1 protein-coding gene and 1 pseudogene are annotated in these 2,005 nt (G+C 58.7%); both read right to left on the reverse strand.

Annotation, left to right across the window (positions count from 1 at the left end; genetic code table 11):
* Positions 1 to 141 precede the first annotated feature (141 nt).
* A complete protein-coding gene (locus P792_RS33665) occupies positions 142 to 1,431 on the reverse strand; it encodes a cation:dicarboxylate symporter family transporter (RefSeq protein WP_181950272.1) in 1,290 nt (429 codons plus the stop codon).
* Between the two features lie 65 nt (positions 1,432 to 1,496).
* Positions 1,497 to 2,005 (reverse strand): annotated as a pseudogene (locus tag P792_RS0120125) (TonB-dependent receptor); the annotation flags it as partial.

The following is a 2,005-nucleotide window of genomic DNA, read 5'->3' on the forward strand; positions in this document are numbered from 1 at the left end:
CGAGGCGTGAGGCATGCATCATGGCGCGCACGGTCTGTTCAGCATCGTCTGGCCGTGCACCGGCAGCGACGAGTTTAGCCTGACAGGCTTCGGCCAGACGAAGGGCCGGATAACGATTGGCAGTGTCCATGAGATCCCGTTTCAGCGGTTATGTGTGCCGAGCATCTTGTGTGCCCGTTCGCGGTCCAGCGCGCCCTGCCATGCTGCAAGAACAGCCGGCGCAACGCAATTGCCTGCAAGGTTGCCTACCGCCCGGGCGATACCACTGAACCAGTCGACGGCAATCAGCAGGACAAGGCTCGAAAGTGGGATGGATGGTGCGGCGGCAAGGGTTGCCGCCAGCACGACGATGGCAATTCCCGGTACGCCATGTGCACCCTTCGACGTAATGAGGGCCGTCGCCAGCATCGAGAGAATCTGTGTGAGCGTAAGAGGCGTGTGGGTGACTTCGGCCAGAAAGACCACCGCAAAACCGAGATAGATCGACAGGGCATCGAGGTTCAGCGAATAGCCCGCCGGAACGACAAGCCCCACCACCTGCCGGGAAATACCCATAGCTTCAAGCTTGGTCATGATGCTGGGCAGCACGGAATCGGAACTGGTCGTGGCGGTAACGATCAGGATTTCCTCACGGAAATAACGCGCAAAATGCAGAGGGTTGATTTTGCAAAAAGCCAGCAGCCCACCCAGGATGAAGACGATGAAGAAAGCGATGGCGGTGAAATAGAGGATGACGAACACCGCCAGGTGATTGATGGCATCCAGCCCGTACTCCGCCACCGTCATTGCCACAGCGCCAAACACCCCGAGCGGCGCAGTCGCGATGATCACACGCATCATGCGCGAGAAGAGTGAGGAGAAACTCTCGATCAGGCGCGTCACCGGGGCTCCTGCTTCGCCAAGTCGCGACAGGCAGCAGCCAAGCAGTACGGCAAAAAACAGGATCTGAAGAATATTGCCTTCAGCAAAGGCGGCCACAGGGGAGCGGGGAATAAGGTTGAGAATGAACCCCGTTATGCCCTGACCGTGCAACGCATGGGCATTGGCGGCATAGCTGGCAACAGCGTGCGCATCTTCGGGGCTGGGCGTGTAGCTCATGCCGCGCCCCGGATGGAGCAGGAGTGCCGCCCCGACCGAAAGCAGCAGAACCAGTGTGGTCATGGCCTCGAAATAGATGAGCGCCCGGCTGCCGAGTTTCCCCACGGCACCCAGAGATCCTGCGCCGGTGATACCGCTCACGACAATGCAGAACAGAAGCGGCCCGACAATCATCAGGATCAGACGCAGGAAGAGATCGGTCAGCCACCGGCATTGATGGGCGAGCTGGGGCGCAAACAGACCGAGCGCTATGCCGGCCAGCGTGGCGATAATGACCTGAACGAAAATACCGGGGCGATAACGGGCGGATCGTTTCAGGTCATGGGTGCTCAAATCGGCTCTCCAGTCAGGTGGGGTGGGGCAAAGCGCCCCACCTCAATGGTGGTCGTATCGTGCGATCAATAGGTTACGTTGATCTTCGCACCGACGAAACGGGGCAGGCCAGGGATGACGCCATAGAAGGTCGCCTGCGTACCGCCTGACAGCCAGTAGCGCCGGTCGGCCAGATTCTGCCCATAAACAGTGAGCGACCAGTGTTGCTTGGGCGCCGCAAAGGTCAGGAAGGAGTTGAGCAGGAAATAGGCCGGTGCACGATAAATGCCGCTATCACCGATATGCTGTGGCTGTGTCTGCGCGCCACGATAGTTGTAGTCGACGTCGAAGCTCATGCGATAATCGGCAAATACGTTCCAGCTATACACGGCAGCGCCAGACAGGGTGAGGTTGGCGAGCCCCATATTGTAGCCATTGTAGTTGCTATAGACGGGTGACCAGACACCGGTAGAAGCAAATTGTGCCGTGGTGGCGCTGCGGTTAAGGCTCTGGAACTGGGTGTACACACCATTCTGGTAACCAAAATTCTGAGTGAGCACGAGCCCGTGAAAGGGATGCGCCTCCATATCGAATT

It is taken from the genome of Asaia sp. SF2.1 (assembly GCF_000505765.1).
In the GTDB taxonomy this organism is placed as follows: domain Bacteria; phylum Pseudomonadota; class Alphaproteobacteria; order Acetobacterales; family Acetobacteraceae; genus Asaia; species Asaia bogorensis.